This is a genomic window from Nonomuraea sp. NPDC049725 (assembly GCF_040674795.1).
Classification (GTDB): Bacteria; Actinomycetota; Actinomycetes; order Streptosporangiales; family Streptosporangiaceae; genus Nonomuraea; species Nonomuraea ceibae.
Window position 1 is genome coordinate 111,664 of record NZ_JBFANJ010000015.1, and the last position, 23,725, is coordinate 135,388.

General features: G+C 74.1%; 23 protein-coding genes. 14 read left to right on the forward strand and 9 right to left on the reverse strand.

Features of this window, described 5'->3' with window-relative positions; all coding sequences use genetic code 11:
- Positions 1–231 carry a hypothetical protein gene (locus tag AB0J53_RS33240; protein WP_219510032.1) on the reverse strand — a complete coding sequence of 77 codons (231 nt, stop codon included), beginning with the start codon at positions 229–231 and terminating at the stop codon, positions 1–3.
- A 273-nt stretch (positions 232–504) separates the two neighbouring features.
- Here AB0J53_RS33240 and AB0J53_RS33245 point away from each other — a divergent pair, with 273 nt between their 5' ends.
- From AB0J53_RS33245 to AB0J53_RS33260, 4 genes are read left to right on the forward strand one after another with little or no spacing between them, the layout of a single operon-like run.
- A complete protein-coding gene (locus tag AB0J53_RS33245; RefSeq protein WP_364179685.1) occupies positions 505–1,539 on the forward strand; it encodes a helix-turn-helix transcriptional regulator in 1,035 nt (344 codons plus the stop codon).
- Between the two features lie 45 nt (positions 1,540–1,584).
- Positions 1,585–2,766: a hypothetical protein gene (locus AB0J53_RS33250; RefSeq protein ID WP_364179687.1), complete on the forward strand. Its 1,182-nt coding sequence runs from the start codon at positions 1,585–1,587 to the stop codon at positions 2,764–2,766.
- A gap of 39 nt (positions 2,767–2,805) precedes the next feature.
- Positions 2,806–3,321, forward strand: a complete 516-nt coding sequence (locus AB0J53_RS33255; RefSeq protein WP_357588475.1) for a GNAT family N-acetyltransferase — start codon at positions 2,806–2,808, stop codon at positions 3,319–3,321.
- A 48-nt stretch (positions 3,322–3,369) separates the two neighbouring features.
- Positions 3,370–4,887, forward strand: coding sequence for an acyl-CoA synthetase (locus tag AB0J53_RS33260; RefSeq protein WP_364179690.1), 1,518 nt, complete (start codon positions 3,370–3,372; stop codon positions 4,885–4,887).
- A 35-nt stretch (positions 4,888–4,922) separates the two neighbouring features.
- Here the strand turns inward: AB0J53_RS33260 and AB0J53_RS33265 are convergent, their stop codons facing one another.
- Entirely contained in the window at positions 4,923–5,720 is a 798-nt protein-coding gene (locus tag AB0J53_RS33265; RefSeq protein ID WP_364179692.1) for an NUDIX domain-containing protein, read from the reverse strand.
- Between the two features lie 73 nt (positions 5,721–5,793).
- Positions 5,794–6,750 carry a LysR family transcriptional regulator gene (locus AB0J53_RS33270; RefSeq protein ID WP_364179694.1) on the reverse strand — a complete coding sequence of 319 codons (957 nt, stop codon included), beginning with the start codon at positions 6,748–6,750 and terminating at the stop codon, positions 5,794–5,796.
- Between the two features lie 63 nt (positions 6,751–6,813).
- Here AB0J53_RS33270 and AB0J53_RS33275 point away from each other — a divergent pair, with 63 nt between their 5' ends.
- Genes AB0J53_RS33275 through AB0J53_RS33285 form a run of 3 tightly spaced genes read left to right on the forward strand, consistent with a single transcriptional unit; the run spans position 6,814 to position 9,980 of the window.
- Entirely contained in the window at positions 6,814–8,034 is a 1,221-nt protein-coding gene (locus AB0J53_RS33275; protein WP_364179696.1) for an MFS transporter, read from the forward strand.
- Positions 8,035–8,044: 10 nt separating this feature from the next.
- Complete coding sequence (locus tag AB0J53_RS33280; RefSeq protein WP_364179698.1) at positions 8,045–9,148, forward strand: glycerophosphodiester phosphodiesterase; 1,104 nt, start codon at positions 8,045–8,047, stop codon at positions 9,146–9,148.
- Positions 9,149–9,158: 10 nt separating this feature from the next.
- Positions 9,159–9,980 (forward strand): PIG-L family deacetylase, encoded by an 822-nt coding sequence (locus AB0J53_RS33285; RefSeq protein ID WP_364179700.1) that lies wholly within the window; start codon positions 9,159–9,161, stop codon positions 9,978–9,980.
- Here the strand turns inward: AB0J53_RS33285 and AB0J53_RS33290 are convergent.
- Complete coding sequence (locus AB0J53_RS33290) at positions 9,961–12,396, reverse strand: DEAD/DEAH box helicase (RefSeq protein WP_364179702.1); 2,436 nt, start codon at positions 12,394–12,396, stop codon at positions 9,961–9,963. The two genes, AB0J53_RS33285 and AB0J53_RS33290, sit on opposite strands and share 20 nt — an antisense overlap.
- 233 nt (positions 12,397–12,629) lie before the next feature.
- On the opposite strand from AB0J53_RS33290, the gene AB0J53_RS33295 reads away from it, so the two are divergent.
- Positions 12,630–13,058 (forward strand): hypothetical protein, encoded by a 429-nt coding sequence (locus tag AB0J53_RS33295; RefSeq protein ID WP_219510040.1) that lies wholly within the window; start codon positions 12,630–12,632, stop codon positions 13,056–13,058.
- A gap of 38 nt (positions 13,059–13,096) precedes the next feature.
- Here AB0J53_RS33295 and AB0J53_RS33300 read toward each other — a convergent pair whose 3' ends face one another.
- Positions 13,097–13,465 carry a hypothetical protein gene (locus tag AB0J53_RS33300; protein WP_219510041.1) on the reverse strand — a complete coding sequence of 123 codons (369 nt, stop codon included), beginning with the start codon at positions 13,463–13,465 and terminating at the stop codon, positions 13,097–13,099.
- Positions 13,466–13,627: 162 nt separating this feature from the next.
- Between AB0J53_RS33300 and AB0J53_RS33305 the strand changes: the two genes are divergently transcribed.
- From AB0J53_RS33305 to AB0J53_RS33330, 6 genes are read left to right on the forward strand one after another with little or no spacing between them, the layout of a single operon-like run.
- Entirely contained in the window at positions 13,628–16,414 is a 2,787-nt protein-coding gene (locus tag AB0J53_RS33305; protein WP_364179704.1) for a Na+/H+ antiporter subunit A, read from the forward strand.
- On the forward strand, positions 16,411–16,980 hold the full coding sequence (locus AB0J53_RS33310; protein WP_357588488.1) for a Na(+)/H(+) antiporter subunit C: 570 nt from the start codon (positions 16,411–16,413) through the stop codon (positions 16,978–16,980). Before AB0J53_RS33305 ends, AB0J53_RS33310 begins: the two co-directional genes overlap by 4 nt.
- A complete protein-coding gene (locus AB0J53_RS33315; RefSeq protein WP_364179706.1) occupies positions 16,980–18,530 on the forward strand; it encodes a Na+/H+ antiporter subunit D in 1,551 nt (516 codons plus the stop codon). The genes AB0J53_RS33310 and AB0J53_RS33315 overlap by 1 nt, the downstream gene beginning before the upstream one ends.
- A complete protein-coding gene (locus tag AB0J53_RS33320) occupies positions 18,527–19,066 on the forward strand; it encodes a Na+/H+ antiporter subunit E (protein WP_364179708.1) in 540 nt (179 codons plus the stop codon). The genes AB0J53_RS33315 and AB0J53_RS33320 overlap by 4 nt, the downstream gene beginning before the upstream one ends.
- Positions 19,063–19,323, forward strand: a complete 261-nt coding sequence (locus AB0J53_RS33325) for a monovalent cation/H+ antiporter complex subunit F (RefSeq protein ID WP_364179710.1) — start codon at positions 19,063–19,065, stop codon at positions 19,321–19,323. The genes AB0J53_RS33320 and AB0J53_RS33325 overlap by 4 nt, the downstream gene beginning before the upstream one ends.
- Positions 19,320–19,670: a monovalent cation/H(+) antiporter subunit G gene (locus AB0J53_RS33330; RefSeq protein ID WP_219510047.1), complete on the forward strand. Its 351-nt coding sequence runs from the start codon at positions 19,320–19,322 to the stop codon at positions 19,668–19,670. The genes AB0J53_RS33325 and AB0J53_RS33330 overlap by 4 nt, the downstream gene beginning before the upstream one ends.
- Here the strand turns inward: AB0J53_RS33330 and AB0J53_RS33335 are convergent.
- Genes AB0J53_RS33335 through AB0J53_RS33350 form a run of 4 tightly spaced genes read right to left on the reverse strand, consistent with a single transcriptional unit; the run spans position 19,637 to position 23,693 of the window.
- Positions 19,637–20,158: a DUF6328 family protein gene (locus AB0J53_RS33335; protein WP_364179712.1), complete on the reverse strand. Its 522-nt coding sequence runs from the start codon at positions 20,156–20,158 to the stop codon at positions 19,637–19,639. The genes AB0J53_RS33330 and AB0J53_RS33335 overlap by 34 nt on opposite strands.
- A 57-nt stretch (positions 20,159–20,215) precedes the next feature.
- The gene (locus tag AB0J53_RS33340) at positions 20,216–22,240 is read right to left on the reverse strand and encodes a xanthine dehydrogenase family protein molybdopterin-binding subunit (protein ID WP_364179714.1); all 2,025 of its coding nucleotides are present in this window, start codon (positions 22,238–22,240) and stop codon (positions 20,216–20,218) included.
- Entirely contained in the window at positions 22,237–23,208 is a 972-nt protein-coding gene (locus AB0J53_RS33345) for a xanthine dehydrogenase family protein subunit M (protein WP_364179716.1), read from the reverse strand. The genes AB0J53_RS33340 and AB0J53_RS33345 overlap by 4 nt, the downstream gene beginning before the upstream one ends.
- A complete protein-coding gene (locus AB0J53_RS33350; RefSeq protein WP_219510051.1) occupies positions 23,205–23,693 on the reverse strand; it encodes a 2Fe-2S iron-sulfur cluster-binding protein in 489 nt (162 codons plus the stop codon). Before AB0J53_RS33350 ends, AB0J53_RS33345 begins: the two co-directional genes overlap by 4 nt.
- Between the last annotated feature and the right edge of the window lie 32 nt (positions 23,694–23,725).

The window sequence follows — 23,725 nt, forward strand, 5'->3', positions numbered from 1 at the left end:
TCAGGCGAGCCCGTAGGCGAGCCAGACGTGGCCGATGATCCCGACGGCCGCCAGGCCGAGCGCGGCCAGGAACACCAGCACGAGCAGCATGCGGAACAGCGTGGTGACGACCTTCCTGATCTGCCGGACGGCGTAGACCAGGGTCCAGACGGAGAGCATGGCGAGCAGGCCGTAGACCATGCTGGCCATCGCGATGCCCTCAGGGGTGGGGAAGACTGTGGCGACGAGCATGTAGGGTCCCGTTGTGTGAAGCGCCGATGGGGTCGTGGACGACCTCGCAGAAACTTCAGTTAACCTTCAGAAGATCTACATCGAACTCCTAAAGATTGCATTCCCCCGATAAAGTCGCACTAATCGCCGTGCGGAGTGAGGGTCGCCTGGCCTAGAATGACCTCCCGCTGTCCTGCGATCCGCGACCCGGCGCTGAACAGGAAAAATGTGCTCGCATCTGGGCATCAGTAGAGGTTTACTGAAAACACTGAAGTTCAGATGGGGGGTGTCCTCATGACGGATTCCGGTCCGGCCCTTGCACGCCGGCTCCGTTCGCTGCGCACCCGGCAATGGCCGGGCACCCGCGTCACCCAGCCCCAGCTGGCACGCGCGCTCGACGTGAGCGTCCCTCTCATCTCCTCGTGGGAGTCCTCCACCGCGCCGAAGGTCCCGCCGGCCGGCCGCCTGGAGGTCTACGCCGCCCTGTTCTGCACGCCCCGCTCGCTGCGCGGCGACGACCTCGTCCGGCTCGGCGAGGACGAGCTGACCGCCGAGGAGCAGCGGCTGCGCGAAAAGCTGCTGCACGAGCTGCTCACGCTGCGCGCCGCCGCCCTCGGCGAGCCCGGCCACACGGTCTTCCACGCCACGCGCAACCCGTGGCAGTTCGACGACGGCCAGCAGATCACGCTCGTGTGCGGCCGGCTCCCGCCGGAGCTGTTAACGCGCATGCCCTACGTCGTGCCCGAGGACCCCGACTACATCGAGCTCTACACCTACGCCGACCTCGACGCCCTGTTCGAGCTGCACGGCCACATCCGCGCCTGCAACCCGGGCAGCGAGGTGCGCCGCCGCACGCCCCGCGAGCTGGAGCCCGACGACCTGACCGCCCACCTGGTGCTGCTGGGCGGCGTCGACTGGAACGACATCACGACCGGCGTCGTCCACCAGCTCTCCCTGCCCGTCGAGCAGGTCAACGACTGGAAGGGCGAGAACGGCCCGTACTTCGACAGCGGGAGCGAGCGCTTCCACCCCCGGCTGTCCGACGGCCGGCTCGAGGAGGACGTCGCGCTGTTCTACCGGGGCCCCAGCCCGCTCAACAAGGAGCGGACCCTGACGATCTGCAACGGCATGTACGGGCGCGGCACGCTGGGCGCGGTCCGGGCGCTCACCGACAGCGTCTTCCGCGACAGGAACACCGAGTTCCTGCGCGAGCGCTTCGGCGACAGCCCCTCGTTCGCCATCCTGAGCCGCGTCGTCATCCTGAACAACCTGGTGATCACACCCGACTGGACGAGCCCCGCGTCGAGGCTCGTCGAATGGCCGGAGTGACCGCTCCGATCCCTTCTCGCACATCCCGAACGGTGAAGCCCATCCATGAAGCCTTCGCTGAGATCCGGGGACCATCACGGCTCCCACAGGCACCTGCTCCCGGCCCCGGGGGCGGCCGTGGGACCGGCCCGGATCGACGCCGTCGTCGTGCCGACCGCACGGCCCAGCCGCTACCTGGCGCACGCGCTGCGGCTGTCGATGGACCTGCGCTGCCCGCTGGTCGCGCTCTGCAGCGGGAGGTGGACCTCGGCGGCCGAGGTGCGCGCCTTGGCGCCGCCCGGCGCGGAGGTCGTCGCCGTCGACGTGGGCGGGGCCGAGGGGCTGACGCTGCCCCGCTTCGAGACCTCGCAGATGCTGCCGAGGATCTTCCGGCGGGGCACCGACACGGCGGCCAAGCGCAACCTGGCGCTGGCCCTGGCGCGGATGCTGGGCTGGGCGCGGATCGTCTTCCTCGACGACGACATCGAGGTGAGCGCGCCTGACGACCTGCGGCGGGCCGCCGGGCTGCTCGACCGGTTCGCCGCCGTGGGGCTGTCCATCGGGGGGTTCCCGGACAACTCCGTGGTGTGCCATGCGTACCGGGCGGTGGGCGGGAAGCAGGACTCGTTCGTCGGGGGCGGGGCGCTCGCGGTGGAGACGACCCGAAATATCGCCTTTTTTCCGGATATTTATAACGAGGACTGGTTCTATCTGCTCGAAGCGGACGGGCTGCGGCCGCTCGCCGTCACCGGCCAGGTGCGCCAGGCCCGCTACGACCCGTTCCGCACCCCCGACCGGGCCCGCACCGAGGAGCTCGGCGACGTGCTCGCCGAAGGCGTCTTCTGGCTGCTGGACGAGGGCCGCACGATCGCCGACGCGCACCGGTCCCACTGGGTCGACTTCCTGGCCAGGCGCCGCCGCTTCATCGTCAGCGTGCTCGACCGCGTCCCCGCCGCCGGCCTCGAACCCGGCGAGCGGCGGCGCATGGAGGAGGCGCTGAAGGCGTCGCTGGGCCGCCTCACGCTCATCACGCCCGAGCTGTGCCTGGGCTACCTCGACGCCTGGCGGGCCGATCTGAAGGTCTGGCGCGACTTCGTCACGTGCCTGCGCCCGGCCCGGACCGTGCGCGAGGCGCTGCGCGCGCTCACCGCGCCCGGTCACGCCCCGCCGCACCTGCAACTGAGGCTGCCGAAAGTTGCCGAAGCCCGGCCCGATCCTTCGTCGTCATCTGACAGATTGCCAGTGTGAGCTTGTGATGGGGCGTTTCGTCCCCTGATCGTGGAAGTCATGCGTCATGTCCGGATCAGGGTGGCTTCTGATGGGGATCTCTCCGCGCTCGTCCGCGCTCTGGGGCAGGGGCCGTACTTCGCCGCCCAGCTCCGGCGGCAGCGGGCGGGGCACGGGGTGCTGCTGGTGGCGTGGCACGCCTTCACGCCGGTCGGCGACGTGTACCTGTGGCTCGGCTCGGCCGAGGAGCCGGAGCTGCGCGACCGGCTGCCGGGCGTGCCCCTGCTGACGCACCTGGAGGTGCTGCCGGAGCATCGCAACCGGCGGATCGGCACCCGGCTCGTCGAGGCCGCCGAGGGGTGGCTGCGCGACCTCGGGCACGCGCGGGTGGCGCTCGGCGTCGACCTCGACAACGACCGCGCCGGCTCGCTGTACGGGCGGCTCGGGTATCGGGAGTGGGGCCATCCGCCCGTACGGACCACGCGCCGCGTCTACCGGGCCGACGGGCGGGTCGAGCAGGTGCCGGACGTCTGCCGCATCCTGGTCAAGGATCTGCGTGAGGTCCGGGCGCGCTGAGGGTTAGGATCACCGAACATAGTTCGGGCCTAGTGAGGATGTGCCGGTATGACCTCTCGCCAGCATGCCATCGGTGACCTGTTGCGGCGCTCGGCCGCCCGCTTCCCCGGCAAGACCGCGATCGTCTTCGGAGACCTGCGGCAGAGCTACGCCGACCTCGACCGCACGGTCAACCGCACCGCCAACGCGCTGGCCGCCCGCGGCGTCGGCAAGGGCGACCGGTTCGCGCTGTTCTCGCACAACCACCACGCCTTCGTGGTCGCCCACTTCGCCCTTGCCCGGCTGGGCGCCGTCTCCGTGCCGATCAACTTCATGCTCGGCGCCGACGAGGTCGCGTACATCCTGGAGCACTCCGGCGCGACCGGGATGCTCGTGGAGGAGGCGCTGGCGCCGGTGGCCGCCCGGGCGGCGGGCGAGCGCGTCACGGTGCGCGGCGTCATCGGGCGGGCCGACGGGTGGGAGCCGTTCGACGACTGGGCCGCCCACGCCGACGACACCGAGCCGGCCGCGGAGATCGGCGACGACGACCCCATCCAGCTCATGTACACCAGCGGGACCGAGTCGCGGCCCAAAGGCGCGGCGCTGTCGAGCCGCAGCCTCATCGCCCAGTACGTGACCTGCGTCGTCGACGGCGAGATGAGCGCCGCCGACGTGGAGGTGCACGCGCTGCCGCTCTACCACTGCGCGCAGCTCCACTGCTTCCTGACGCCCGGCGTCTACCTCGGGGCCACGAACATCGTGCTGCCCGGCGCCGACCCGGCGGCGATCCTGGCCGCCATCGAGAGCGAGCGGGCCACCAAGCTGTTCTGCCCGCCGACCGTGTGGATCGCGCTGCTGCGCCACCCCGACTTCGACCGCCGTGACCTGTCGTCACTGCGCAAGGGCTACTACGGCGCCTCCATCATGCCCGTCGAGGTGCTCAAGGAGATCGCCGCGCGGCTGCCCCAGGTGCGGCTGTTCAACTTCTACGGTCAGACCGAGATGGCGCCCGTCGCCACCATCCTCGGGCCGGACGAGCAGCTCACCCGGCTCGGCTCGGCCGGCCGCCCCGCGCTCAACGTCGAGACCCGGATCGTCGACGACAACGACGAGCCCGTGCCGCCCGGCGTCGTGGGCGAGATCGTGCACCGCAGCCCGCACGCCATGCTCGGCTACTGGAACGACCCGGACAAGACGGCCGAGGCGTTCCGGGGCGGCTGGTTCCACAGCGGCGACCTGGGCGTGATGGACGCCGACGGCTACCTGTCGGTCGTCGACCGGAAGAAGGACATGATCAAGTCGGGCGGCGAGAACGTCGCCAGCCGCGAGGTCGAGGAGGCCATCTACCAGCATCCCGCCGTGGCCGAGGCGGCCGTGTTCGGGATGCCGGACGAGCGGTGGATCGAGGCCGTCACCGCCGCCGTCGTGCTGCGCGACGGCGCGAGCCTCACCTCCGCCGAGCTGATCGCCTTCCTGCGGGAGCGGCTGGCGCCGTTCAAGACGCCCAAGCGGGTGGAGTTCGTGACCGCGCTGCCCAAGAACGCCAGCGGCAAGGTGCTCAAGCGGGAGCTGCGCGAGGCGTTCTGACAGCGCGGGTTCTGACCTGTGCGGGGCGGCGGTCGCTACCAGGCGTGCAGGGCGAACGGGACCCGGTCGCGGATGTGGGCGATCGCGGCGGCCGGGTAGTCGACGGTGTCCTCCGGCAGCCGGTCGAGCGGCCACCAGGCGACCTCCGCGCACTTGTGCGGCTCGGCATTGCGCGGCTCGCCCCGCCAGCGGGTGACGGCGTAGAAGAGGCCGACGCGGTCGGGCGCCCGGTGCATGACGTGCGCGAAGGTCAGGTCGGCGGGGTCGATGACGACGCCGGTCTCCTCGCGCGCCTCGCGCACGGCGGCGGCCACCACCGACTCGCCGGCCTCCAAATGGCCTGACGGCAGGTGCCACAGCCCGTCGGCGTAGCCGGTGCCCGACCGCCTGCCCAGCAGCACCTGGCCGTCGCGGACGAGCATCACGTGCACGTCCACGATCGCCCGGAACCGGTCGGGCGCCGGGCCCGCCGCGACGGCTCCGTGGCCCGGCTCGGTCGCGGGGCCGTCGCGGCGGTCGAGGGCCTGGAGCCACTTGACCGCCACCGCCGCCACCTGCACCAGCTCGGCGCGCAGCGGCTCCGGGTCGCTCTCCGCCGCCGCCTCCAGGACCTCCTCCATGAGGATGTGCCGCCAGGTCAGCGTGCCGTCGCGGGCCGCCTCGTCCGTCTCCCGCCGCGCCACGCCGGCCGCCTCGGCCGCCGCCGCGCCGCCGGTGCCGTCGGGCAGCGCCTGCATGCCGAACCGCGCGTCCTGCGCCGCCCGTTCCGCCGCCACCTCGGCCAGCACCTTCGCCAGCGACCCTGGCACTCCCGCGTCACCGTCATGCGTCATGGCCGACAAGTGTGCCGCGCCCGCCCCTCGCCCGCACGACCCCGGCCCGGCTTCGCCTGGGATGCCCGGAAGATCAGGGCTGCGGGGCGGGGGCGCGGGCGTGGTCGAGGAAGGCGCGGACGACCGGGGTGAGCGGGTCCCCGGCGCGCCAGACGACGCCGATCGTCCGGTACACCGGCGGCGACAGCGGGATCTCGACCACCCCGGACGGCACGGGCCCGGCACTGGGCAGGCCGGTGCCGGGCCCGCCGGTGCTGGGCAGGATCGCGACGCCGAGCCCCGCCGCCACCAGCCCGCGCACGGTCTCGGACTCCTGGCCTTCGAAGGCGATCCGGGGCTCGAACCCGGCGGCGGCGCACAGGTCGTCGACGATCCGGCGCAGCCCGTACCCGTGCTCCAGCATGATCTGCTCCTCCCCCGCCAGCTCGGCGGCCCGGACGCTGGAGCGCCCGGCGAGCGGGTGGGCGCGCGGCACCGACAGGACGAGCTCCTGGTCGGTGAGCGCCCGGCAGGCCAGGGCGGGGTCGCCGTCGGGCAGCGGGGCGACGAACACCAGGTCGATGTCGCCTTCGCGGAGCCCGTGCAGCATGTCCTGGCGCGAGCCCTGGACGAGGCTGAACCGCACGCGGGGATGGCGGCGGCGGAAGCTCCGGATGAGGCCCGGCACGAGGGAGCGGCCGAGCAGGTGCAGGAAGCCGAGCCTGACGTGGCCGCTGCCGGGGTCGGCCTCCTCGCGCACCTCCCGCACCCCGGCGGCGACGGTGGCGAGCGCGCGGGCGGCGGAGGCGGCCAGGGTGCGCCCGGCGGCGGTGAGGCGGATGCCGCGCCCGGCGGGGACGACGAGGGGCGCGCCCACGGCGTCGGCGAGGGCGGAGAGGCGTCTGCTGGCGGTGGGCTGGGGGATGCCGAGGAGTTCGGCGGCCCGGGTGACGTGGCCGGTCTCGGCGACGGCGGCGAGCAGCGCGAGGGCGGGGGCGAGCGTGGCGGCGAGCCGGGCGTCGGCGGATTCGTCCATCAATTCATCCAGCACGGTATGAATTATGGCTCATGCCGGTATTGGACGCATTTGTTAGCTTTGCTTAGCGTCGGGTGAGTGGTTACCGATCTCCGCGCCCCCGTGAGCACCGGGCGGGTCAGCGCCGCCGTCGCCGCGGCGGGCGTCTCGTCCTTCGCCCTGCTGTACGCGCCCCAGGCGGTGCTGCCGCAGCTCGCCGGGGCGTACGGGCTGGATCCCGGCAGCGCCTCGCTGACGGTGGGGGTGGCCACGACGGCGCTCGCACTGGCGGTGCTGCCGCTGGCCGCGCTGTCGGAGGTGGTGGACCGCCGGAAGATCATCATCTGGTCGGTGATCGGCTCGGCGGTGCTCGGGCTGCTGCTGCCGCTGGCTCCCGACTACCGGGTGCTGCTGGTCATGCGGGTGTTGCAGGGGGTGGCGATCGCCGGGTTCCCCGGGGTGGCGGCGGCGTACCTGGCCGACCAGGTGGGGGCGGCCAGGCTGCCCGCGGCCGTCGGGGCGATGATCGCGGGCAACTCGGTGGGCGGCATGCTGGGGCGGCTCGGCGCGGGCTTCACGGCCGAGCCGCTGGGCTGGCACGGGGCGCTGCTCGTGGTGGCGGGCGTGTCCGCGGCCTGCGCCGTCTTCGCCGCCGTCACGCTCCCCCGCACCGTACGGCCCGCGCCCGCCCCCGCGCGGAGCGGGCCCGCGCCGGACCGGGGGTGGATACGGCGGATGGCCGTGCCGTGCGCGGCGGGCTCGCTGGGGATGGGGGCGTTCGTCGCCGTCTACAACGCCGCCGGGTTCCGGCTGACCGCGCCGCCGCTCGACCTGGCCCCGGCGGTGGCGTCGCTGGTGTTCCTGGCGTACGCGACGGGAACCGTCTCGTCGGCGGCGGCCGGGCGGCTGGTGGACCGGCTGGGACGCGGACCCGCGCTGGTCGCGGCGCTGGCCACGACGGTCGCCGGGACCCTCCTGACGCTGCCGGACGCGGTGCCCGTGGTGGCCGCCGGGTTCGCGATCCTGACCGCCGGGTTCTTCGCCGCGCACACCGTGGCCAGCGCCTGGGTCGCCGCCGAGGCGCCGCCGAGGGCGCGCGGCCGGGCGGCGGGCCTCTACACGCTCTGCTACTACCTGGGCAGCGGCGCCGGAGGCACGGCCGGCACGGCGGTGTACGGGCACGCGGGCTGGCCGGCGCTGGTGGCGCTGATCGCGGGCTGGCTCCTGCTGGCGCTCGTCACCGTCCTGGTGACGAGCCGCCCGCCGCGCGGGCGCCGGGGTTCGCCGGCGCGTAACCCGGAGGCCACCTCGGCGCTCTAACGTCGCGCGCATGACGATGCGCGCGTTGATCGCCGGTGTGCTGGCGGTGCTGTGCGGCGGTACGGTCGCCGTCGTGGTGTTCCAGACGACTCCCGCCGCCGCCGAGCGCCGCGGCCACGACCCCCTTGTCATCGCCCACCGGGGCGCCAGCGCCCTGCGCCCCGAGCACACGCTGCTCTCCTACGAGACGGCCATCGCCCTGGGCGCCGACTACATCGAGCCCGACCTGGTCTCCACCAAGGACCACGTCCTGGTGGCCCGGCACGAGAACGAGATCTCCGGCACGACCGACGTGGCGTCCCGGCCCGAGTTCGCCTCCCGGCGGGCCACCAAGACGATCGACGGCCGCCCGGTGACCGGCTGGTTCACCGAGGACTTCACGCTGGCCGAGCTGAAGACCCTGCGCGCCAAGGAGCGGGTGCCCGACCTGCGCCCGGGCAACACGGCGTTCGACGGGCTGGCGGAGATCCCCACGTTCGAGGAGGTCGTCCGCCTCGCGCGGCGGCACGGCGTCGGCGTCTACCCCGAGACCAAGCACCCGAGCTACTTCGACTCCATCGGCCTGTCGCTGGAGGAGCCTCTGCTCGACGTGCTGGAGCGCCACCGGGTGCGCAAGGCGTACATCCAGTCGTTCGAGACCGCGAACCTGCGCGAGCTGAGCGGCCGCACGCGACTGCCGCTCATCCAGCTCATCACGTACGGCGGCGCGCCGTACGACTGGGTGGCGGCGGGCAACGGGCGCACCTACGACGACATGGTGACGCCCGAGGGGCTGCGCGAGGTGGCCCGCTACGCCGACGGGATCGGCGTCGACACGCGCCGCGTCATCCCCGTCGGCCCCGACGGCAGGCTGCAGCAGCCCACGACGCTGGTCGCCGACGCCCACCGCAGGCGGCTGGACGTGCACGTGTGGACCGTCCGCAACGAGAACTCCCAGCTTCCCGCCGATCACCGGCTCGGCGATCCGGCCAGCCCGGTGTACGGGCGCGCGACGGGCGACGTGACGGGCTGGCTGTCGCGGCTGCTCGACGCGGGCGTGGACGGCGCGTTCTGCGACGATCCGGGCATCGGCCGGGCAGTGGTGGCGCGCCGTTCTGTCAGGGCCGGCGAGTAGGGTCTCAGGCATGGATCAGCAGCTCACCCTCATGGTCGTGCACGCCCACCCCGACGACGAATGCCTCAGCACCGGCGGCGTCCTGGCCCGCTACGGCGAGGAGGGCGTCCGCACGGTGCTGGTGACCTGCACCAACGGCGAGCAGGGCGACGGCCCCGGCGGCGTCAAGCCCGGCGACCCCGGCCACGACGCCGACGAGGTCGCCGAGCGCCGCCTGGCCGAGTTGCGCGAGTCGGTCGAGCACCTCGGGGTGGAGCACCTGGAGCTGCTCGGCTACCGCGACTCCGGCATGCAGGGCTGGGAGACCAACGAGCACCCCGAGGCGTTCGCCAACGTCGCGGTCGACGTGGCGGCGGCCCGGCTGGGCGAGCTGATGGAGCGCTACCGGCCGCAGGTCGTGGTCACCTACGACGAGACCGGCGGCAGCGGCTACTTCCACCCCGACCACGTGCAGACGCACCGCGTCACGATGGCGGCGGCCGAGGCGACCGGCATCCCGGCCAAGCTCTACCACACGGCCATTCCCCGGGCGGCGATCCAGCGCATGTTCGAGCTGATGCGCGACAGCGGCGTGGAGACCGACTTCGAGCCGTCCGACGACTTCGGCACCCCCGACGAGCTGGTGACGACCGTCGTCGACGTCACCGCGTTCACCGAGCGCAAGCTCAAGGCGCTGCGCTCGCACGAAAGCCAGGGCGAGAACATCTTCCTGCTGAAGATGCCTCAGGAGGCGCAGCAGCAGGCGTTCTCGCACGAGGCGTTCACCCGGGTCTTCAGCCGCGTCAGCGCACCGTCGCACGAGGAGGACCTGTTCACGGGCCTGCGTCCGTAGCCGCCGGGCCGCCGGTGGCCAGGCGGAGCTGCTCCTCCTCGACGATGCGGCGGGCCAGCTCGCGCTCCGACACGTCGAGCGCCTCGGGCGTCGACTCGGCCAGCTCGCTGCGGCGGGCGTAGGCGTCGAAGAGCGCCGTCTTGGCGTGCAGCAGGCGCAGCATGCGCTCGTCCACGCTGTCGGGCGACAGCAGGCGGTGGGCCTGCACGCGGCGGACCTGGCCCATCCGGTGGGCGCGGGCCACGGCCTGGCTCTCCAGCGTGGGCTTGATCTGCGGCTCGCAGAGGATCACCACGGAGGCGGCCTGGAGGTTGAGGCCGACGCCGCCGGCCTGGATCTGGCTGAGCAGCACCGCGTGGCCGGGCGCCGCCGCGAACGCGTCGACGATCTCCTGGCGGCGCTCGGCCGGGACGCTGCCGGAGATCGGCCCGAAGCAGCCGCCGAGCTCGCCCTCCACGGCGGCGAGCACGTCGCGGAAGTAGGAGAAGACGACGACCTTGTGCCCGCCGCCGGCGGCCTCGCCGACGAGCTCACGCAGCCGTTCGAGCTTGGCCGACTTCTCCGGCACCGCGTAGGCGGCGCGGCGCATGGCCATGAACCTGCCCGCCTCGACGGCCTCCCGGTAGGCGGCGGCGTCGGCGGCGCTGAACTCCTCCCACTCGTCCACGTGGACCAGGTCGGGCAGCTCGGTGAGCACGTCCTCCTGGTTGCGCCGCAGATAGACGGGGGCCACCGCGCGCCTGAACGCCCGCGCGCCCGCCACCGCGTCGCTCTCCCGCAGCCCGGCCAGCGCGCCCGGCTGCAGATAGCCGACGAGCGTGCGGAACTCCTCCACCCGGTTCTCCATGGGCGTCCCCGTGACGAACAGCACCCGCTCCACGCGCGCGCACCAGGCGGCGACGGCCAGCGAGCGCCGCGCCTCCGGGTTCTTCACGTAGTGGGCCTCGTCGACCACGAGCATGCCGACCGGCGGCCCGCCCCCGGCCCGCTCGCCGTCGAGCCGCCGCAGCCCCTCGAACGTCGTCACCGCGACGCCGCCGCGCTCGGCCCACTCCGCCTCGGCCAGGGCGCGCTCGCCGCCGTGCAGCCGGTAGGCGCGCAACGTGCTGCGCGTCTCCACCTCGCGCACCCAGTTGACCAGGACGCTCGCCGGGCAGACCACGAGGAAGCGCGTCTCCCCGCGGGCGGCCAGGTGCGCGAGCGCCGCGATGGCCTGGACGGTCTTGCCGAGCCCCATCTCGTCGCCCAGGATGACCCGCCGCTGCGCGAGCGCGAACCGGGCGCCGAACGCCTGGTAGCCGCGGAGCGAGACGCGCAGCAGGGTGTCGTCGAGCTCCTGCCCGCGCACGCGCGCCGACAGGTCGTCGGGCAGGAACCCCTCGGCGGCGGCGCGGTCGCGCGGCTCCACGGCTGCGAGCTCGGCCAGCAGGTTGTGATACTCGGCGGCGCGCAGCTCGTAGTCGATCCACGCCTCCATGCCGCCGGGCGCGGGGCGGAGCAGGTCGGCGGTGGCCTGGTTGATCAGCAGCCGCGTCTCGGTCTCGCCCTCCAGCAGCCCGCCGATCCTCCGCACGGCCTCCGCGGCCTCCGCCCGCCGCCGCCCGCCCGCCACCAGCCCCCGCCACCAGCTCGCGGCCGGCCGCGCCACCGAGACCAGCTCCCCGAGCCCTCCGGCGACAGCGCCGGTGCCGGTGCCGGTGCCGGTGCCGGTGCCGGTGCCGGTGCCGGTGCCGGTGCCGGTGCCGGTGCCGGTGCCGCCGGCCGGGACCCCGGGACCGGCGGGCCTCCCAGGACCGGCGAACCCCCCACGGTCGACGGTGGAGGGGGCGGGCCCCGCAGCGTCGGCCGGGCCGGTGCCGGTGGTGGAGGTGGAGGTGGAGGGCCCGACGGGGGTGCCGGTGGGGGTGCCGGTGAGGGCGTCGGCGGTGCGGCGGGCGCGGGGGAGGTCGGGGCCGGCGGCGACGAGCCGGTGGAGGGCCGTGAGCAGCGCGGTGGTCTCGGGGTCCTGCCGCTCGACGTCGATGTGGACGGTCTCGGCCGCCTCCGCCGCGCGGGCGATCTCGCGGGCGGCGGCGTGCGCCTGCGCCTGCGTGCGGGGGCCGATGCCGGGGACGCGCTGGAGCTCGTACGGGGTCGCGTCCAGGACGTCGAGGACCGTGGCGTAGCCGGCGGACTCCAGGGCGCCGAGCCGCAGCCGGCCGCCGGTCGCATCCCTGAGCCTGGTGATCGGGATGGCGGCGAGCCCCGTCCTGGCCTGGCGCCCGCGCAGCACCGACAGGGCGGCGTGCACGGCTTCGCGGGCGGCGTCGTGCTCCTGCCGCAGCGCGCCGGCCTCGCCGAGGAGCCGTGCGGCGCGGCGCAGCAGCTCGCGCGCCTCGGCGCGGCCCGGCGCGATCGGGGGAAGGGGGTCGGGCATGGCCTCACTGTGCCACGCCGCCCCCACCTCCCGCGCCGCCGCCCGTGTCCCGCCCCCCTGCCCCCACCCGCGCCGCGCGCCGCACGGCCGCTCGTGCCGCGCACCCGCCCGGACCCTGGCCGGACGCTGCCCGTACGGAGCGCGCCGGGTAGGCCGGGCCGGTGGGCGGGCGGTTTGGGGAGGGGGCGGCCGGGCAGGCGGTCGGGCACGGGATGGGGAACGGGGGGTCGGTCATGGCGGAGTACGAGGCCACGCGGGGGATGCCGGCGGACAGCACGCTGGTGTACGGGATCGCGTCGGACGTCTCGATGGTGAACCGGTGGCTGCCGCACGGCCTGTGGGTGCGCGACAGCGGGCCGAACACGCTGGAGGCGGGCGGCGAGGTGGTGCCCGGCGAGGGCAGGCACGAGGGCCTGTTCAGCGCCTCGCCGGACCAGCTGCGGGTGGAGTGGGGCGGCCGGGACCACCCTGGTTACGCCGGCTGGCTGCAGGTGGCCGACGGGCAGAGCGGGGCCAGTGAGGTGACCGTGCACATCTCGCTCATGGACGAGCCGGGCGAGAAGACCTCGCGTGACCGGGCCGACGAGGTGCAGGCCATGCTGGAGGACGCGCTGCGCCGGCTGGCGGACGAGGTGGGCCGCCGGGTCACCGACGCGGGCTGAGGCAGCGCGGGCTGAGGCGCGTCGGCCAGGCGCAGCGGTCAGGCGTCCTCGCGGCCCGGGTTCTCCAGCCGGAAGAAGTTGCTCTGCTTGCCGTCCTTCTTGTGCTCCTGGTAGATGAAGTTGAGCCCGCGCTCGTCGAAGGTGCGGAACCAGTCGTCCCAGGAGATCTCCTCCAGGTCGTCGCCGCCGTAGCCGGGGAAGTCGAACCGGAGCACCCCGGCCCGCCCGTCGTGCTCGGTGCCGGGGACGGTGGCGGGGCGGGCGCCGCGCTCGTCGGCCCACTTGCGGATCACGTCGTGGTCGGTGGTGATGAGGCTGCGGCCGGGCCGTTCCTCGTGCTCGCCGGTGGAGCCGATCTCCTGCTCGTACTTGTGCTCGCCCTCGACGGGGCGGTTCTGCTCGGACATGGCGCTTCTCCCCCTGTTGCCGTGCCCCTCCCGATACCCGTGGCTGTGGGCGGCATGTTCATGGGCTGGTGAGGTTCCGGTCAACCCGGGCCGCGCCTGCTCCGTGCCTGGTCCGGCAGGCGGGAGATTGGGGGAAGTGCCCACGCCTGTCCCGAGGAGACCATGGAGTCGCTGCTCATCCTGCACGCGGCAGCCGCCCTCTGCGCTCCATGGCTGACCCGGCTGCTGGGGAGGGACGCGTTCCCGCTGCTCGCGCTGGCTCCGGCGGCCGGCTTCTGCTATTCGCTGTGGGTGCTGGCCTCGGGGGTGCCGGAGGTGTCGAGCTCGTCGTGGGCGCCGGCGCTGGGGCTGTCGCTGTCGTTCCGCGCCGACGAGCCGGGCCTGCTGATGATGGCGCTGGTGACGGGGGTGGGGCTGCTGGTCATGGTCTACAGCTCGCGCTACTTCCCGGCGGGCGAGGCGGGGCTGGCCAGGTTCGGCGGGTTCATGCTGGCGTTCGCGGGGGCGATGCTGGGGCTGGTCATGGCCGACGACCTGTTCCTGCTGTACGTGTTCTGGGAGCTGACGACGGTCTTCTCGTGGCTGCTGATCGGCTACGACCCGGAGAGCCGGGCGAGCAGGCGGGCGGCGATGAAGGCGCTGACGCTGACGACGCTGGGCGGGCTGGCGATGCTGGCCGGGTTCGTGGTGATCGGGCAGGCGGCGGGCACGTACCGGCTCTCGGCGATCGTGGCGGACCCGCCGCAGGGCGGGCCGGTGGCGGCGGGCCTGGTCCTGGTGCTGGCGGGGGCGCTGGCGAAGTCGGCGATCTTCCCGTTCAGCACGTGGCTGCCGGCGGCGATGGCGGCGCCGACGCCGGTCTCGGCGTATCTGCACGCGGCGGCGATGGTCAAGGCGGGTGTCTACCTGCTGGCCAGGCTGGCGCCCGCGTTCGGGGACGTGCCGGTGTGGCGGGCGGTGGCGGTGCCGCTGGGCGTGCTGACGATGGTGCTGGGCGGCTGGCGGGCGCTGCGGGAGACGGATCTGAAGCGGCTGCTCGCGTACGGGACGGTGAGCCAGCTCGGCTTCCTGACGATCCTGTTCGGGATGGGCACCCGGGACGCGGCGCTGGCCGGGGTGGCGATGCTGCTGGCGCACGCGCTGTTCAAGGCGGCGCTGTTCCTGGTGGTGGGCGCGGTGGACCACGCGGCGGGCACGCGGGACCTGAACCGGCTGAGCGGGCTGTGGCGGTCGGCGCCGTGGCTGTGCGCGGCGGCGGTGCTGGCGGGCGCGTCGATGGCGGGGGTGCCGCCGCTGGTGGGGTTCGTGGCGAAGGAGGCGGCGCTGGAGTCGCTGCTGACGTGGGAGACCTTCGACACGCTGGCGCTGGCGGGGGTGGTGGCCGGCTCGGCGCTGACCGTCGCGTACACGCTGCGGTTCCTGTGGGGGGCGTTCGGCACGAAGCGGGGGCTGCGGCCGTCGCGGGCGCATCGCACGCCGGCGGCGATGTTCGCGCCGGCGGCGCTGCTGTCGGGGCTGGGGCTGGCGCTGGCGCCGCTGGCGGGCGTGTACGACGCGGCCATGTCGGGTTACACGGGCTCCTTCCGTGACGCGGGGCACGGCATGCATCTGGCGCTGTGGACGGGCGCGGCGGTGCCGCTGCTGCTGTCGCTGCTGATCTTCGCCGTGGGCGGGCTGCTGTTCTGGGCGCGGCGGCCGGTGGCGCGGATCGGCGCGGCGTTGCAGTTCGCCGACTCGGCGACGCTGTTCTGGACGGTGATGCGGCGGCTGGACCTGTTCGCGATCCAGACGACCGGCATCGTCCAGCGCGGCTCGGTGCCGGACTACCTGCTGATCACGCTGGCGTCGGTGGCGGCGCTCGGCCTGTTCTCCTTCCTGTACGTGACGCCGCCGGACCTGGATCTGCGGATCGTCGCCTGGCAGCAGCCGGAGCAGCCGTTCGTCGTGGTGCTGATGGTCGCGGCGGCCGCGCTGGCGCTGGCCGCGCGCGCGTACGTGCTGCTCGCGGTGGTGACCGGGCTGACCGGGTACGGGACGGCGCTGCTGTTCCTGGCGCACGGCTCCCCCGACCTGGCGCTGACGCAGTTCCTGGCCGAGACGCTGAGCCTGGTGGTGTTCGCGCTGGTGCTGCGGCGGCTGCCGATCGAGCCGGTCCAGGCGCGGCTGCGCTTCCCGTTCCGGCTGGCGATCGGGCTGGTGGTGGGGACGGTGACGGCGGGCGCGGGGATGCTGGCGATGGAGGCGCGGCAGGCGGAGCCCGTCGGCGGGCTGATGGCGGGGGCGGCCGAGCGGGCCGGGGCGCACAACATCGTCAGCGCGCTGCTGCTGGACATCCGCGCCTGGGACACGCTGGGCGAGAGCACCGTGCTCGTCGTGCTCACGCTGGGCGTCACGAGCCTGGTGTTCCTGCGGCGCACCTCGTACACGATCGAGCGGGACGAGGGCGGCACGGCCCGGCCGCCGGGGCGACCGCACTGGCTCAGCTCGGCGCTGCCCCGGGGGGAGCGGGCGCTGGCGTTCGAGGTGGCGGCGCGGCTGACGTTCCACACGGTGCTGGTGCTGTCGGTCTACCTGCTGCTCGTCGGGCACAGCCTGGTGGGCGGCGGGTTCGCGGGCGGCATCGTGGCCGGGCTGGCGATCACCGTGCGCTACCTGGCGGGCGGCCGGTACGAGCTGGCGGCGGCGGTGCCGGTGCACGCGGGCGTGCTGCTGGGCGCGGGGCTGACGCTGTCGACCGGCACCGCGCTGGCAGGGCTGCTGTCGAGCGGCGCGGCGCTGACGATGCTGGCCGCCGACGTGACGGTGCCGCTGCTCGGCACCCTGCACCTGTCCACGGGCCTGCTGTTCGACCTCGGCGTGTACGTGACCGTGATCGGGATGGTGCAGGACGTGCTGCGCGCGCTGGGCGCCGAGCTCGACCGTCAGATCGAGAAGGAGAACGCCTCGTGACGATCCCGCTGCTGCCGTTCGCCGCCTCCGGGGTGCTGATCGCCACCGGGGTGACGCTGATGCTGGAGCGGAGCCTGGTCCGGCTGCTGGCCGGCGTGGTGATGCTGGGCAACGGGGTGAACCTGCTCATCGTCACCTCCAGCGGCAGCCCGGGCAGCCCGCCGATCCTGGGCCGGTTCCCGCAGGAGGAGATGGCCGACCCGCTGCCGCAGGCGATGGTGCTGACCGCGATCGTCATCACGCTGGGCGTGACCGCGTTCCTGCTGGCGATGGTGCACCGGTCGTGGCAGCTCACCGGCAGCGACGAGGTGCAGGACGACACCGAGGACCGGCGGGTGCGGCTGCGCGCGCGGGCGGGCGAGCTGAGCGAGGCGGTGCGGCGCAGGCAGGAGGAGTACCGGCGGCTGCTGGCCGAGGAGCGGGTGCAGCGGCCCACGGAGAAGGAGGCCCGGCGGCGGCTGCGGCTGCGGCGGCGCGAGGCGCTGCGGCTGATGCGGCACGCCATCCGGCAGGAGCGGGCGCGGCAGGCGCTGGCGCTGGACCCGGAGCTGGAGGGCGACGACTGATGGAGAGCCTCGTCGCGGTGCCGGTGCTGCTGCCGCTGCTGGCGGCCGGTGTGAAGCTGGCGATCGGCGCGCGGCTGCGCCATCTGCAGTCGCTCATCAGCATCGTGACGCTGACGATCACGGCCGTGGTGTCGCTGGTGCTGCTCGGGGAGGTGGACGCGCACGGGCCGGTGGTCACCGAGCTGGGCGGCTGGGAGTCGCCGCTGGGCATCTGCCTGGTGGCCGACCGGCTGTCGACGCTGATGCTGGTGGTCTCGACGCTGGTGACGCTGTGCGTGATGGTGTACGCGGTGGGCGGCGCGTACGCCGACCAGGAGCACGACGCGCCCATGGCGATCTTCAATCCGGCGTTCCTGGTGATGGTGGCGGGGGTGGCGGACGCGTTCCTGTCGGGTGACCTGTTCAACCTGTTCGTGGCGTTCGAGATGCTGCTGAGCGGCTCGTACGTGCTGCTGACGTTCGGCGGCACCCAGTCGCGCATCCGGGCGGGGGCCACGTACACGGTGATGGGGCTGGCCTCGTCGATGCTGTTCCTCATCGCGCTGGCCGTCACGTACGCGGCGACGGGGACGCTGTCGTTCGCGCAGCTCGCCGAGCGGTTCGGGCCGCTGGACACGCACGTGAAGCTGCTGATCGAGCTGACGCTGCTGCTCGCGTTCGCGATCAAGGCGGCGATCTTCCCGCTGTCGGCGTGGCTGCCGGACTCCTATCCGACGGCGCCCGCCCCGGCGACCGCGGTGTTCGCCGGGCTGCTCACCAAGGTCGGCGTGTACGCGATCATCCGGCTGGAGGCGCTGCTGTTCCCCGGCGGGCCGGTGGCGACGCTGCTGATGTGGGTGGCGCTGGCGACGATGCTGGTGGGGGTGCTGGGCGCGGTCGCGCAGACCGACATCAAGCGGGTGTTCTCCTTCACGCTGGTCAGCCACATCGGCTACATGGTGTTCGGGGTGGCGCTGTCGACCGTGCAGGGGCTCAGCGGGGCGATCTTCTACGTGGTGCACCACATCACGGTCACGACCGGGCTGTTCCTGGTGGCGGGGCTGATCGAGCGGCGGGCCGGCACCACGCGGGTGGAGCGGCTGGGCGGGCTGATGACGGCCACGCCGCTGATCGCGCTGCTGTATCTGATCCCGGCGCTGAACCTGTCGGGCATCCCGCCCATGTCGGGCTTCCTGGGCAAGCTGGCGCTCATCCAGGCCGGGCTCGCCGACGGCAGCCCGCTGGCGCTGCTGCTGGTCGCGGGCAGCCTGACGACGAGCCTGCTCACCCTGTACGCGGTGGCCAAGGTGTGGGGCAAGGCGTTCTGGCGGGCGCCGGAGCCGTCGGTCACCGGGACGGTGGTGGAGAGCGACGAGTCCACCGGCGAGGACCCGGTGGTGACCACGACCACGATGCCGCTGACGCTCGTCGGGTCCACGGCGGCGCTGGTGGTGCTCGGGCTGTCGTACACGCTGCTCGCCGGGCCGCTGTCGGCGCTGACCGACCGGGCCGCCGCCGAGCTCATGTCCCGGGGGCCGTACGTCTCCGCCGTGCTGGGGAGGGGCGAGTGACGTCGAGGCTGCTCACGCCGAGGGTGTTCGGCAGGCCGGTGCCGGTGCCGCTGGTGGCGTGGCTGACGCTGGTCTGGGTGCTGCTGTGGGGCAGCGTGTCGCCGCTCACGCTGGCGGGCGGGGTGGTGGCGGGGGCGCTGGTGGTGTGGCTGCTGCCGCTGCCGGTGCTCGATCCGGGCATCCGGCTGTGGCCGGTCGCGTTCGTGCGGTTCGTGGCGTGGTTCGGGCTGGACCTGGTGACCTCGACGGTGCGGGTGGTGTTCTGGGTGCTGCATCCGGGGCCGCCGCCGACGGGCGTGGTCCGGGCGCCGCTGCGCACCTCGTCCGAGTCGATGATCATGATGGTGATGGTGGCGGTGTCGACCGTGCCGGGGAGCCTGGTGCTGGAGTACCTGCCGGAGCGGCGCGAGCTGGTGCTGCACCTGCTGGGGCGGCGCGGGGACCTGGACGAGATCGGCCGGGCGGAGGTGGCCGGGCTGGAGTCGCGCATCGTCCGGGCGTTCGGCACCTCGGCCGACCGGGAGGAGCTGGGATGACCACGGTTTACGCGGTGACGCTGGCGCTGCTCGCCTGCGGGGCCGCGGCGGCGCTCTACCGGGTGGCGCGCGGGCCGTCGATGCTGGACCGGGCGGTGTCGCTGGACGTGCTGACGTCGCTGGCGATGTGCGGGCTGGGCGCGTTCGCGGCGGTCACGGACGACTATTCGGACGTCCCGATCCTGCTGGTGCTGTCGCTGCTCGGGTTCGTCGGGTCGGTGTCGATCGCCCGCTTCTTCCCCGGCCGGTCGCGATGAGCGTGCTGGACGTGGCGGCGGCCGCGTGCCTGCTCACCGGGGCGGTGCTGGCGCTGTCGGCGGGGGCCGGGCTGATGCGCTTCCGCAACACCCTCGACCGCATGCACGCCGGCACCAAGCCGCAGGTGCTGAGCGTGCTGCTGGTGCTACTGGCGATGTGGCTGCGCGAGCCCACCCTGTGGCTCGCCGGGCCGCTGCTGATCGTCGGCGTCTCCCAGGTGATCACGGTGTCGGTGGCCGCGTACGTGATCGCCAGGGCGGCCCACCGCCGCCGCGCCCCCGAGGACGACGACGGCACCGCGCTGCCGCCCGATCACTCCCCCGCGCCGGGCCGCGAGCGGCGCTGAGACCCGCCGTCGTCCCCGTTGGAGTTGTGCCGGTCGATGGCCGGCTGGGCGAACCACGCCCACGCCGCCAGCGCCGCGACGACCCCCGCGGTGCCCCAGGCGAGCGCCGAGTCGAACAGGAAGTCCACGACCAGCATCGTCGCCGCCGTCATCGACATGGCCAGCGCCAGCGCCCCGGCGATCCCGTAGAAGTTGGAGCGCCGCACCAGCCGCTCCTTCAGGCCCTGCCGGAACAGCACCCGGTGCTGGTTGGCCGGCGCGATGTAGCAGATCGACGCGATCGCCGCGCTGACCAGCGCCACGTAGAACAGCCACCGGTCGAACGCGCTCAGCCGGACGAACCCCTGCGAGAACGGCACCGTCAACAGGAACGCGAACAGCACCTGCACCCCGGTGACCGCCACGCGGGCGCCCTGCAGCAGCTCGACGAAATTACGGTCCGCCCGCTCCTGCCGGGTCTCCCTGTCCTGCTCCGGCACCTGTTCCATACCCGCCCTCCCTGACCTCGCGCCTGCCGGGGATCTCCTCTTCCTTGAGGAAGCGGGTCAAAACCCCGCCAGCAGCTTGGCCGGGGTGATGGGCAGGTCACGGACCCGGACGCCGGTGGCGTGGTGGACGGCGTTGCCGATCGCGGCGGCCGTGCCGACGATGCCGATCTCGCCGATGCCCTTGGCGCCCATCGGGTTGAGGTGCGGGTCGTCCTCGTCGATCCAGTACGCGCGCACGTCCGGCACGTCGGCGCACGCCGGGACGTGATACTGGGCCAGGTCGTGGTTGCCGAACCCGCCGAACTCCGCGTCGGTGACGCTCTCCTCCATGAGTGCCATGCCGAGCCCCATCGTCATGCCGCCGACGAACTGGGAGCGGGCCAGGTCGGGGTCGATGATCTGGCCGGCGGCGAACACGCCGAGCAGCCTCGGCACCCGCACCTCGCCGGTGTCCGGGTCGACGCGCACCTCGGCGAACTGCGCGCCGAACGCGTGCCTGGCGTAGTCGCCGCCCCTCCCCGCCTCCCCGGCGGTGTCGGCGGCGCCGTGCTTCCCGTCGCGCAGCAGCTCCTCGCAGGCCCGTACGACGGCCGAGCCCCACGAGGCCAGGCCCATCGAGCCGCCGGCGAGCGGCGCGGCGGGCAGGTCGCTGTCGCCGAGCTCGACCCGCACCCGGCCGGCGGGCACGTCGAGTGCGCCGGCGGCGATGGCGGTGAGCGCCGTGCGGGCGCCGGTGCCGATGTCGGCGGCGGCGAGCCTGATCACGAAGGCGTCGTCCTCGGCGGTGGCGGTGGCCTGGGAGGGCCGGGTCATGGCCGGATAGGTGGAGGCGGCGACGCCGGTGCCGACCAGCCAGCGGCCGTCGCGCCGGACCCCGGGCGCCGGGTCGCGCCCCTCCCAGCCGAACCGGCGGGCGCCCTCGCGCAGGCAGGCCACCAGGTTGCGGGAGCTGAACGGCAGCCCGCCCTCCGGCTCGGCGTCCGGCTCGTTGATCACGCGCAGCTCGATCGGGTCGATCCCGGCGGCCACGGCCAGCTCGTCCATCGCCGACTCCAGCGCGTACATGCCGGGGCACTCGCCGGGGGCGCGCATCCACGAGGGGCTGGCGACGTCCAGGCGGGCCAGCCGGTGCGCGGTGCGCAGCGCCGGCGTGGCGTACATGGTGCGGGCGGGCACGGCGGCCTGCTCGGCGAACTCGACGAGCGTCGAGCTCTGCACCCGCACCTCGTGGTCGAGCGCGGTCAGCCGGCCGGTCGCGTCGCAGCCGAGGCGCAGCCGGTGGATGGTGGGCGTGCGGTAGCCGGTGACGTCGAAGAGCTGCTGCCGGGTGAGCGCGATCTTGACCGGGCGGCCGGTGGCGCGGGCGGCGAGCGCGGCGAGTATCGCGTGCGGCCGGGTGGTGCCCTTGGACCCGAAGCCGCCGCCGACGTGCCGCGACACGACGCGCACGCGTTCCGGCGGCAGGCCGAGCGTGCGCGCGATGGTGTCGCGGTCGGCGGCGGCGCCCTGGGTGGAGTCGTAGACGGTCAGCCGGTCGCCGTCCAGGACGGCCAGGGCGGCGTGCGGCTCCATCGGGTTGTTGTGCAGCGGCGGCGTGCTGTAGGTGACGTCCACGGTGACGGCGGCGCCGTCGAGCCCGGCGGTCACGTCGCCCTTCACGGTGTCGGCGGGGAAGGCCGGGTTGACCTTCTCCGGCCGGTAGAGGCCGGGGTGGTCGGCGCGCAGCAGCACGTCGTGCGGCTCGGCCGCGTAGCTGACGCGGACGGCGCGGGCGGCGGCGCGGGCGTTCTCGTAGGTGTCGGCGACGACGGCGGCGACGATCTGCCCCCGGTAGGCGACGTCCCGGCTGCTGAACAGGCGCAGCTCAGGGTCGGCGTCGCCGGCCAGGTCCGGCGGGTCGTCGCTGGACAGCACGGCCAGCACGCCGGGCATCGCGCGGGCCGCCTCGGCGTCGATCGCGGTGACGCGGCCCTTGGCGATCCCGGACTGGACGGCGTAGGCGTGGGCGACGCCGTCCACGGGGTACTCGGCGGCGTAGAGGGCTCGGCCGGTGACCTTGTCCCGGCCTTCGACACGGTTCACGGGGTCAGCTCCTTCAGCGCGCGCACGATCACGTTGCGGGCCATCGGCACCTTGTAGGCGTTGCGCGGCAGCGGCCTGGCCTGGTCGAGCTCGGCCTCGGCGGCGCGGGCGTAGGACTCCTCGCCGGCGGGGGCGCCGAGCAGCGCGGCCTCGGCGCGGGCGGCGCGCCAGGGCGCGTGGGCGACGCCGCCGAGCGCGAGCCGGACGCCGGTGACGGTCCCGTCGGCGCCGACGTCGAGCGCGGCGGCGACCGACACCAGCGCGAACGCGAACGAGGCGCGCTCGCGCACCTTGAGGTAGGCCGAGCGGCCGGGCGGCGGGGGCGGCAGCTCCACGGCGGTGATCAGTTCGCCGGGCTCCAGCACGGTGTCGCGCTCGGGCTCGTCGCCGGGCAGCCGGTGCAGGCCGGGCATCGGCAGCACGCGCGAGCCGGCCGGGCCGGTCACGTGCACGCGGGCGTCGAGCGCGGCCAGCGCCACCGCCATGTCCGACGGGTGCGTGGCCACGCACGCCTCCGAGTGGCCGAGCACGGCCAGGTGGGAGTGGTCGCCGGGGACGGCCGGGCAGCCGGAGCCCGGCCGCCGCTTGTTGCACGGCTTGGAGACGTCCTGGAAGTACGGGCAGCGGGTGCGCTGCAGCAGGTTGCCGCCGACGGTCGCCAGGTTACGGATCTGCCCGGACGCGCCCGACAGCACGGCCCTGGCGAGCATCGGGTAGCGGGCCAGGACCAGCGGGTGCGTGCCGAGGTCGCTGTTGCGCACGGCCGCGCCGACGCGCAGCCCGTCGCCGGCGGCCTCGACGCGGTCCAGCGGCAGCCTGCTGACGTCGACCAGGCGCTCGGGCTCGGCCACGCCGAGCCGCATGAGGTCCACCAGGTTCGTGCCGCCGCCCAGGTACATGTCGCCGGGCCGGAAACCCGCCACCGCGGCGGCCGGGTCGGCGGCGCGCGTGTACTCGAACGCCTTCACCGCGCCACCTCCGCGATCGCGGCCACGATGCCCTGGTAGGCGCCGCACCGGCACAGGTTGCCGCTCATCCGCTCGCGGATCTCCCCGGCGGTCAGCTCGGGCTCGGCGGTCAGGTCCTCGGTGACGGCGCTGGGCCCGCGCTCGGCCAGCATCCCGGCGGCCGAGCAGAGCTGCCCGGGGGTGCAGTAGCCGCACTGGAAGGCGTCGTGCGCGATGAACGCCTCCTGGAGCGGGTGCGGCGCGCCGTCGCCGGCCAGCCCCTCGACCGTCGTCACGGCCTGCCCGTCGCAGGCCACGGCCAGGAGCAGGCAGGCGTTGGCCCGCCGCCCGTCCAGCAACACCGTGCAGGCGCCGCACTGGCCGTGGTCGCAGCCCTTCTTCGAGCCGGTCAGCCCGAGCCGTTCGCGCAGCAGGTCGAGCAGCGAGGTGCGGGGATCCACGGGCAGCGTGCGCTCGTCTCCGTTCACGCGCAGGGTGATCTCCATGGCCGCTCGACTACCCGGGCGCCGCCGGGGAC

Bases quoted from the DNA above. Each gene is read 5' to 3' on its own strand.
- AB0J53_RS33240 (WP_219510032.1), bottom strand. From the start codon at position 231: ATGCTCGTCGCCACAGTCTTCCCCACCCCTGAGGGCATCGCGATGGCC.
- AB0J53_RS33245 (WP_364179685.1), top strand. From the start codon at position 505: ATGACGGATTCCGGTCCGGCCCTTGCACGCCGGCTCCGTTCGCTGCGC.
- AB0J53_RS33250 (WP_364179687.1), top strand. From the start codon at position 1,585: ATGAAGCCTTCGCTGAGATCCGGGGACCATCACGGCTCCCACAGGCAC.
- AB0J53_RS33255 (WP_357588475.1), top strand. From the start codon at position 2,806: ATGCGTCATGTCCGGATCAGGGTGGCTTCTGATGGGGATCTCTCCGCG.
- AB0J53_RS33260 (WP_364179690.1), top strand. From the start codon at position 3,370: ATGACCTCTCGCCAGCATGCCATCGGTGACCTGTTGCGGCGCTCGGCC.
- AB0J53_RS33265 (WP_364179692.1), bottom strand. From the start codon at position 5,720: ATGACGCATGACGGTGACGCGGGAGTGCCAGGGTCGCTGGCGAAGGTG.
- AB0J53_RS33280 (WP_364179698.1), top strand. From the start codon at position 8,045: ATGACGATGCGCGCGTTGATCGCCGGTGTGCTGGCGGTGCTGTGCGGC.
- AB0J53_RS33285 (WP_364179700.1), top strand. From the start codon at position 9,159: ATGGATCAGCAGCTCACCCTCATGGTCGTGCACGCCCACCCCGACGAC.
- AB0J53_RS33290 (WP_364179702.1), bottom strand. From the start codon at position 12,396: ATGCCCGACCCCCTTCCCCCGATCGCGCCGGGCCGCGCCGAGGCGCGC.
- AB0J53_RS33295 (WP_219510040.1), top strand. From the start codon at position 12,630: ATGGCGGAGTACGAGGCCACGCGGGGGATGCCGGCGGACAGCACGCTG.
- AB0J53_RS33300 (WP_219510041.1), bottom strand. From the start codon at position 13,465: ATGTCCGAGCAGAACCGCCCCGTCGAGGGCGAGCACAAGTACGAGCAG.
- AB0J53_RS33305 (WP_364179704.1), top strand. From the start codon at position 13,628: ATGGAGTCGCTGCTCATCCTGCACGCGGCAGCCGCCCTCTGCGCTCCA.
- AB0J53_RS33315 (WP_364179706.1), top strand. From the start codon at position 16,980: ATGGAGAGCCTCGTCGCGGTGCCGGTGCTGCTGCCGCTGCTGGCGGCC.
- AB0J53_RS33325 (WP_364179710.1), top strand. From the start codon at position 19,063: ATGACCACGGTTTACGCGGTGACGCTGGCGCTGCTCGCCTGCGGGGCC.
- AB0J53_RS33330 (WP_219510047.1), top strand. From the start codon at position 19,320: ATGAGCGTGCTGGACGTGGCGGCGGCCGCGTGCCTGCTCACCGGGGCG.
- AB0J53_RS33335 (WP_364179712.1), bottom strand. From the start codon at position 20,158: ATGGAACAGGTGCCGGAGCAGGACAGGGAGACCCGGCAGGAGCGGGCG.
- AB0J53_RS33350 (WP_219510051.1), bottom strand. From the start codon at position 23,693: ATGGAGATCACCCTGCGCGTGAACGGAGACGAGCGCACGCTGCCCGTG.